The 8,764-nt window shown below is 75.8% G+C and carries 4 protein-coding genes; all 4 read right to left on the bottom strand.

What is annotated here, in order from left to right:
- Positions 1–18: 18 nt before the first annotated feature.
- Entirely contained in the window at positions 19–1,614 is a 1,596-nt protein-coding gene (locus tag IE295_RS04395) for a GMC oxidoreductase (RefSeq protein ID WP_190062400.1), read from the bottom strand.
- Positions 1,615–1,756: 142 nt separating this feature from the next.
- On the bottom strand, positions 1,757–2,851 hold the full coding sequence (locus tag IE295_RS04390; protein ID WP_224323552.1) for a cytochrome P450: 1,095 nt from the start codon (positions 2,849–2,851) through the stop codon (positions 1,757–1,759).
- A 355-nt stretch (positions 2,852–3,206) separates the two neighbouring features.
- Entirely contained in the window at positions 3,207–5,972 is a 2,766-nt protein-coding gene (locus IE295_RS04385; RefSeq protein WP_190062060.1) for an AAA family ATPase, read from the bottom strand.
- A complete protein-coding gene (locus tag IE295_RS34070) occupies positions 5,969–8,755 on the bottom strand; it encodes an AAA family ATPase (protein ID WP_190062059.1) in 2,787 nt (928 codons plus the stop codon). The genes IE295_RS04385 and IE295_RS34070 overlap by 4 nt, the downstream gene beginning before the upstream one ends.
- Positions 8,756–8,764: the final 9 nt, after the last annotated feature.

Genomic DNA, 8,764 nt, shown 5'->3' with positions numbered 1-8,764 from the left:
AAACGGTCGCGGCCGCTGTCAGGAAGCGGCGACGTCCTGCTTGATGACCCGCTCGATGTTCCGTTCGGCCAACGCCGTAATTGTCACAAACGGATTGACGCCGATGGAACCGGGAATGAGTGAACCGTCTGTTACATACAGGTGTTTGTAACCGGAGACCCGGCCGTAGTGATCGGTCGCCTTGCCCAGGACCGCACCGCCCAGCGGGTGGTAACAGAAGTCGTCGGCGAAGTTCTTGATCCGGGTGCCGAAGAGGTCGTATCGGTACACCGTGCCGTTCGCCTTGTTGATCCGGTCGAAGAGCGACTTGGCGGCGTCGACCGCGGGCCTGTTCTGGTCGCGGGTCCACCGGAGGTTCATCCGGCCGGAGGATTTGTCGTATACGAAGGTGCCGCGCTCGGGATTCTTGGTGATGGCCAGGTAGAGGCTGACCCACGTCTCCAGTCCGGCCGGCATCGGGGCGATCTCGGCGAAGACGGGGGCACTGGGGTTGTCCCAGTCGTCGATTCCCAGGGCGGGAATGGAGGACTGCTTGGCACCGGTGGGATTCCAGATGTGGTTGGCGCGGGCGGTCATGATGTTGCCGTTGGGGCCCCAGCCCGCGCCCACCTCACCGCTGAGGTCGGGCAGCGCGCCGGTCTCGCGGGCGCGCAGCAGGAGTTCGGTGGTGCCGAGGCTGCCGGCGCCGAGGAAGAGGTAGGTGCAGGAGACCTCCTTGGTGGCGACGCGCTTGCCGTAGGGGTCGATCTCCTCGATGGTCAGCACGTACGAGCCGTCGCGCTGCTGACGGATGTCACTCACCTTGTGCAGGGTCTTGATGGTGACCTTGCCGGTGCCCAGCGCGGCGGCCAGGTAGGTCTTGTCCAGGCTCATCTTGCCGTGGTTGTTGCCGTAGATGACCTCGGTGGCCAGCGCCGACTTGGGGGCCTCGCCGGCCGCCTCGCGCCGCATGTGGTCCCAGTCGTAGACGTTGGGCACGAACGTCGTGCCCAGGCCCGCCTTGCCCGCCTGCTGGCGGGAGACGCGGGCGAACTTGTACCACTCGGTCTCCTCGAACCACCCCTTGTCGATGTGGTTGACCCGGAGCGTGGCGTTGGCGCGCGGGAAGTAGCGGTCGTACATCTCGGCCGCGTCGACCTGGGGCAGGACCTCCTCGAAGTACGCGCGCTTGGGCACCACGGCCATGCCGCCGTTGACCAGCGAGCCGCCGCCGACGCCGCGGCCGACGTACACGGACATCTGGTCGAAGTTGACCCGGTCCAGGACGCCGGCGTAGGGGGTGATGTCCCTGTTGACCACGTCGAGCCAGAGGAAGGAGCCCAGCGGTGCCTCGGTGCGGGTCTTGAACCAGCTGGAGCGCTCGTCGGGCTTGAGCATGTTGGGGAAGACCTTGCCGTCCACGCCCGGGGTGTCCCACTGGCGGCCCATCTCGAGCATGAGCGTCTCGACGCCCGCCTCGCCCAGGCGCAGGGCGGCGACGGCGGCGCCGTAGCCGGTGCCGATGACGACGGCGGGCACGAACGAGCCGTCGGCCCCACGGGTGGCGGCGTGCGCGCGGGGAGCGGTGCTGATCGTGGTCGCCCCGGTGACGGCGGCGGCGCCCAGGGCCGCCATGCCCAGCAGACGGCGGCGCGACAAGTGCTGGTTCTCTACCACGCTGTTGCTACCTGACCTTTCCGTAACGGATCGCGGATGATTGCTTCTTGCAGATCATGGAGACGAAGGTGAGCGGCCCGCCAGGGGGCGGCCGCCCGCGTCACCAGGCGACGGGGAGCTCGTAGACGCCGTAGACCTGCATGTCGTGGCGCAGCGGCACCTCGTGCGCGGGCACGGCGGGGCGCAGGCCGGGGAAGCGGTCGAGGAGCGCGTTCAGCCCCACGCGCAGTTCGATGCGGGCCAGCTGCTGGCCCAGGCACTGGTGGATGCCGTGCCCGAAGGCGAGGTGGCCGGTGGCGTTGCGGGTGACGTCGAGCCGCTCGGGGTCGGTGAACCGGGCGGGGTCGCGGTTGGCGGCGGCGAGGGAGACCATGACGACCTCGCCCGCCGCGATGGCCGTGCCCTCGATCTCGACGTCCTCCAGGGCGGCCCGGGTCGGGCCGTGGTGGACGATGCTGAGGTAGCGCAGCAGTTCCTCCACGGCGCCGTCGACGAGCGAGCGGTCGGCGCGCAGCGCGGCGAGCTGCTCGGGGTTCTCGAAGAGGGCGAGGAGGCCGAGGCCGATCTGGTTGGCCGTGGTCTCGTGGCCGGCGACGAGCAGCAGGAAGGCGATCGAGGTGAGTTCCTCGTCGGTGAGCGTGGGGTCGGCGGCGATCAGGCCGCTGAGGATGTCGTCGGCGGGCTCGGCGCGCTTGCGCACGACGAGGCCGTGGAGGTAGGCGCCGAGGGAGGCGAAGGCCGCGGTGACCTCCTCGGTGGACCTGCCGAAGCTGCTCCAGACCGCGGTGTCGTGCTGGAACCCCTCGCGGTCGGCGTAGGGCACGCCGAGCAGCTCGCAGATGACGAGGGAGGGCAGCGGCAGCGCGAAGTGCTCGAAGAGGTCGGCCGGGGAGCCCTGGCCCTCCATCACGTCGAGGTGCTCGTTGGTGGTCTTCTCGATCCACTCGGTGAGCAGGCGCATGCGGCGGACGGTGAACTGGCCGGTGAGCAGCTTGCGGTAGCGCTGGTGCTCGGGGTCGTCGTGCTGGATGAACATTCCGGGCGGCGCGGCCGGTGATTCCTCCAGCGTCGCGGCGCGCGGGACGGGCGGGTGCTTGAGTTCCCCCCGGGCGCTGAAGCGGGAATCCGATAAGACAGCCCGGGCGGCGGAATATCCGGTGACGAGCCACCCGAGGTGGCCGTCGGCGAACCTCATCCGGGTGATGGGTTCCTTTTCCCGTAGCTCCTGGGTCGAGGCCGGCGGGTTGAAATAGTTCTCGCGAACGGTGGAGAAGGTAACCGGCACCGCCTGGGTCATGTTCCGCCCTTCCGAGAGACAGCGAACTTCGCGTGCACACGGGCCATTCACAACACAGGGACGGCCCTGCGGCCGTCGCCCGAAAAGACCGTATGGAGGTGTCGTGAAGACTGTCAACGAAAACAAACCGCGCGACGCTAAGACTGTGGTGGCGGGCCCGGGGTTCGGTTACCTCCGGTACCGCGGTGTTTCGGTTCGGTACGGTCCCCCGCGGCGGTGCGGTACGGCCGTCCCACACCGCGGCGGTACGGGGTCACGGGCCCGGCGGGACGGCGGTACCCGGCTCGGCCAGCAGGCCGGCCACCTCCCCGAGTTGGGAGCGTCCGGCCACGTTCAGCTTGCGGTAGGCGTGCGTGAGGTGTTTCTCCACGGCCCGCGAGCTGACCTCCAGCTGTTCGGCTATCTCCCTGTTCGACGCGCCCCCGGCGGCGAGCCCGGCGACCCGGCGTTCGGTACGGGTGAGGGCGGCGACGGCCGGCCGCGTGCGCGAGCCGGCCAGGGTGCGCAGGTCCCGGCCGGCGCCCTCGGCCAGCCAGGGGGCCCCGCACACCAGCGCCTGGTCCCGGGCCAGCCGCAGCCAGGTCTCGGCCTCGGCGCGCCCGGCGCGCAGCAGCCGCCGGCCGAGCAGCAGGGCGGTACGGGCCCGCTCCATGCCGTTGACCGCGCCGTCCAGCGTCGCGGCGGACTCCCGCAGCAGCGCGATGCCCTTCTCCCCCGCCGTGAGGGCACCCTTGACGCGCTGGGCGCGGCCGATGGCGACGGGGGTGCCCCAGGCGGTGGCCCGCGCGTACTCCTCGTCGATGAGGTCGTGGGCCCGGCCGGTGTCGCCCAGCCGGTAGTGCAGCCCGGCGGCCCAGGCGCGCCAGGGGAAGACGGCGGGGTTGCGCCAGTCGGCCCGCTCGGCGGAGCGGCCCCAGTCCAGGAAGTACTCCAGGGCGGTGGGCAGGTCGCCGCGCCGGGCGGCGCAGGAGCCGCGGACGAGCTGGAGCGAGGAGGGGCGGTAGCCGTGGTCGGCGCCCTCGGGGCGGTAGGACAGCAGGCGCCGGGACAGTTCGGCGTCGCGGGTCTCGAGGGCGACCAGGACGACGGCGGTCATCGACTGCAGGGTCGCCCAGTCGGCCGCGCCCAGCGCCAGCGCCTCGTCGGCGCAGGCCCGGGCGTCGGCCAGGCGGCCCTGGGCCACCAGCACATGGGTGCGCTCGATGGCGACGAGCGCCTGCGGGACGGTGGCCCGCCGGGCCCGGGCCCGCTCGCGCGCGGTCTCCAGCCAGGGGCCGATCGCCTCGAGGGAGTCGGCGGCGATCAGCACGTGGACCAGCAGGGGCAGGGCGGTGTGGACGTGGTCCGGGGAGGCGGGTTCGTACTGCAGGACGCGGCCGGCCAGCGGTGCGACCTCGGCGGCCGACAGGCTCTGGGACATGGTGGCGCCGTGCAGCAGGACGGTGACCAGTTCGCGTTCGGCGGCCGTGCCCAGGGCGGGGGCGGGGCCCAGCTCGCGCAGCCGTGCGGCGCACAGCGGCAGCCCGCCCGGCCCGGTCACGGCGGCGTGGCGCAGGCGTGCCTCGAGCCCGAGGGCCAGTTCGCGCTCGTCGCCGGTGAGCCGGCCGGGCTCGCCGAGCTCGCAGGCGAGCTTGCCGACCGCTTCGACGACGGGCTGCGGGCCGCCGCCGAGCAGGGAGGGCGGGATGCGGACGGCCGCCTCGGCGCGCTGGGCCGCCGACGGGAGCAGCAGCAGCGCCTGGGAGATGTGGCGGACCGCGGCCAGGGGGTCGAAGGCGCGCTCGACGGTGGCGAGGTCGACCAGGAGCGCCGCCCGGTCGGGGCCCGAGGGCGGGGCGCCGAGGAGGGCCCGGCGCAGGTAGCGGGCGGCGTCCTCGTGCGCGCCGCGCCGTCCGGCGGCCTCGGCGGCGGCCCGCAGCGCCTCCATGGCCCAGCCGTCCCGGCAGGAGGGCGCGGCCAGGAGCTGGGCGGCGGCCTGTTCGGCCGGGTGTCCGCCGCGGTGCAGCAGCAGCGCGGCGAGGACGTGGACGTCCTCCTGCTCGGCGGGCGTCATCGAGTCCTCGACGGCGTCGCGCACGGCGTGGTGGACGAACCGCGGCGCGGGTCCTTCGGCGAGCAGGCCGAGCCGGCGCAGTCCCCGGGCGGCCTCCTCCTGGCCGGTGGCGTCGAGGCCCGCGAGGCGGCCGGTGAGTTCGGGGTCGGTGCCGTCGCCGAGCACGGCGAGGGCCTTGGCGAGTTCGCGGACGGGACCGGGCTGGGAGCGGAGGGCCACGGCGAGGCGTTCGCGCAGGGCGGGCAGGCGGAGTTCGCGGACGGCGCGGGCGCGTGCGGCGACGGGCTCGTCGCCGTCGCCGTCGCCGGAGAGGGCGGCGAGGGTGGCGGTCAGGAACATGGGGTTGCCGCCCGTGGCCTCGCGGCAGGCCGCCACGTACGCGGGGTCGGCCGGGCGGCCGAAGGCGGCGGCGACGAGCGCGGCGGTGCCGGCCGGGGTGAGCGGGCCGGGGCGCAGGACGTGCGCGGCGCGGTCGGTGATGTCCTGGACGCGCGGCTCCTCGGCGCCCGGGTCGCCCTCGCGGAGGGCGACGACGAGGGTGACGGGCCAGGCGGGCAGGCGTCTGGCGAGGTGGCCGAGCCAGCGCAGGGAGGGCGGGTCGGCCCAGTGGAGGTCGTCGACGAGCAGCAGCAGCGGCTCGCGGGCACTGTGGTCGGCGACGGGGCCGAGGAGCTCGCCGTAGGGGTCGGGGCCGGGCGGTTCCAGGGCGGCGCCGGGGCGCAGGGGTTCGAGGAGCTGGCCGGCCAGGCCGAAGGGGAGGTCCCGTTCGAGCGGGGCGCCGCCGGCGGTCAGGGTGCGGGTGCCGTGTCGCTCGGCGAGGGCGGGCAGGGCCCGCAGCAGGGCGGTCTTGCCGGTGCCGATGCCGCCGGTGACGACGAGCAGCGAGCCGCTCCCGGCCGTGGCCGCCGTCCGCAGGGCCGTGGTGATCAGCTCCAGCTCGCGGCTCCGGTCGAGCAGGGGTGTCATGGTGTGTCCTTCCCGAGGCGCTCCAGCGCCTCGGCCAGCTCCGGGCGTCCGTTGATGCCCAACTTGCGGTAGACCCTGGTCAGATGCAGTTCGACGGTGCGGGGCGTCACCGAAAGGCCCGCGGCGATGGCCCGGTTGGCCTGGCCGCGCGCGGCCAGGGCCGCGACGCGCGCTTCGGCGCCGGTCAGCCCCTCGCGCGCGGCGCGGGGGCGCGCGGGAGGCGGCGTGGCGGCGCGCTCGGGCGCCGGTGGCCGTGCCGGTGCCGTGCGCGGCGCCGGCGCGGCGGGCGCGGACGGGCCGCCGGGCGGCGGGGAGACGGCGTCCGGGCCGGCGAGGCGGGCCGTCGCCAGGGCGCTCAGCGCCTGCCGGAACCGCCAGTCCGCCGGGACGGCCGAGCCGGGCCGTACGGGCTCGGGCGGGGCCAGGTTGCCGGTGGCGTACAGCGCCCTGGCGACCGGGCCGGGCGCGCCCCACTTCAGGGCGAGCCGGCGTTCCTCGGCCAGCAGGGCGGCGGCTTCGCGGTCGTGCGGGTCGAGGCCCCGGGCGCGCGCGGCGGCCGAACGCCAGGGCAGCAGGGCGGGGTTGGCCGCCTGCTGGGCGAGCAGCAGGCGGCCGCACTCCAGCAGGTCGGCGAGCGCGGCGTCGCGCTGTCCGCCGGCCAGCCGGGTGCGGCCGCGGGCGTAGAGCAGGCAGGCCCAGCCGATGCCGCCCCCGGCGTCACCGTCGCCGTCGCCGTCGCGGGCGAGCCCGAGGGACCGCTCGGCTCCCGCGGTGTCGCCGAGCTCGAGGTGGGCCAGGGCCTTCAGGGCGACGACCGCGGGGCTCATGAAGGGGTGCCAGCAGTGCGGGGGCATGACCTCCTGGGCGCGGTCCAGGGCGGTGGAGGCCTCCCCGGGCCGCCCCTCGTGCAGCAGGCCCAGGGCCCTGATGAGCTCGGCGGAGCCGGCCACGGCCCGTGCGTCGGCGTGCTCGGCGCGCAGCAGCACCGCGTCGAGTCCGGCGTGCGCCTCGGCGAAGTCGCCGGTGAGGACGAGGGCGTGGCAGGCGGCGACCTGGGGGGTCAGCGGGGCGGGATGCCCGGCCCGGGGGGCCAGGGCGGCCCGGGCGAGGTGCCGGGCGCGGCCGATGTCCCGGCCGAGCAGGGCCTCCCGCCAGGCGGCCACGGCCGCCTCGGAGGGGTCGTCGGGGTGTTCGGCGAGAGCCGGTACGGGGGGCCGGTCCAGGGCGTGGGACGTCTCGCGCCGGCTGTACGCGGCGAGCCAGTACAGCGCCCGCAGCGCCGCGCGCTCGGCGGGGCGTATCCGGTCGCCGGCCAGGGCCCGGGCGATGAGCGGCTGCGTCCAGGCGATGTCGCCGCGGGCCAGGAGCAGGTCGGCGGCCCGCACCCAGGACGGTCCGGCATCGGCGTCGGCGGGTGAGAGGAGGGCCTGGCGCAGGTGCCGGTCGGCGGCGTCGGGCTCCGAGGGCAGGACGGCCGCGCTCAGTTCGGTCAGGGCGCGCACCCTCAGGTGGGGGGCCATGGGCTCGCGCAACGCGCGCCGGAGCAGGCGGGCCGCCTCCCTGGGCCGGCCCGCGGCGCGGTGGCGGGCGGCCTCGCGGCGCAGGACGTCGACGGCCCAGGGGGCGCCGAGGACGCGGGCGCCGGTGAGCATGCCGGCCAGGGCGCCGTCGGGGACGGCGGTGTGGTGGGCGTGTTCGGCCGCGCGGGCGTACAGCTCCTCGCGGTCGCACGCGCTCATGCCGGCCAGCACCGCCCGGGCCGCCGTCGGCTCGCGGAACGCCGGGCGGTCGCCGCCGGTCAGCAGTCCGGTGCCGGCGAGCAGTTCCAGGGCGCGCCGGGTTCCGGCGGCGGTGGGCCCGGCCAGCGCGGCGATCGTCCCGGGCCCGGTGTGCGGCGCGCACACGGCGACGGCCCGCAGCACGGCCCGCAGGTCGCCGGGCAGCGCGGCCAGGGTGCGCACCGCGCGCTCGCGGACGGCCTCGGCGGCGCTTTCGGCCAGGTGCGGCAGGTGGTCGGCGCGAGGCTGCCGGCCGTGGCGGGCCAGGCGGGCGACCATCGCGCGGAGCACGGCGGGATTGCCGTCGGTGCTGCGGGCCGCCGCGTCCCGGAAGGCCGGGTCGGCCGGCGTCCCGAAGGCCGCGGCCAGCAGGTCGCCGACGTCGGCCGGGGTCAGCGGGCCGAGGGTGAGGGTGTGGTGGGCGACGGCCCGTCCGCCGTCCAGGGAGCCGGGCTCGAGGCGCTCCTCCGGGGCGGTGGGGCCGGTCCCGGCGCGGGCGGTCAGCAGCATCAGGGGGACGCCGGCGAGCCTGCGGGCCTGGGCGCGCAGCCAGCGCAGCGAGCACGGGTCGGCCCACTGGACGTCGTCGACGACGATCAGCAGCGGGTGGGCGAGGGCGGCGGCGCGGGCGGCCCGGCACAGTTCGGCGGTGCGGTCGGCCGTCGCAGGGGCGGCCGGGCGGCCGGGGCCCGCCGGGGGTGTCGGCGTGGCCCGCAGCTGGGCGACGACGCCGTAGCGCACTCCCGTCTCCTCCCACGACGCCTGGGCCGCGGCGACGTGGACGCCGAGTGCGCGGGCGCGGTGGGCGGCCCACTCGAGCAGGGCGCTGCGGCCGGTGCCGGGCAGGCCGCGGATCTCGGCCAGTGCCGGGCGCCCGGTCCGCAGGCCGTCCACCAGCTCGCCCAGCAGCCGCTGTTCGCGGATCCGCCCGGCGAGCGGCGGTGTGCCGGGGGCCGCGGCGGGGGGCCGGCGCGGCGGCCGCTCGTCTGTCACCTGGGACTGCACCTGTCTCTC

The sequence above is a fragment of the Streptomyces griseocarneus genome (genome assembly GCF_014655595.1).
In the GTDB taxonomy this organism is placed as follows: domain Bacteria; phylum Actinomycetota; class Actinomycetes; order Streptomycetales; family Streptomycetaceae; genus Streptomyces; species Streptomyces griseocarneus.
The sequence above is the reverse complement of the archived record's forward strand: the minus strand, read 5'-3'. Positions and strand labels throughout refer to the sequence as shown.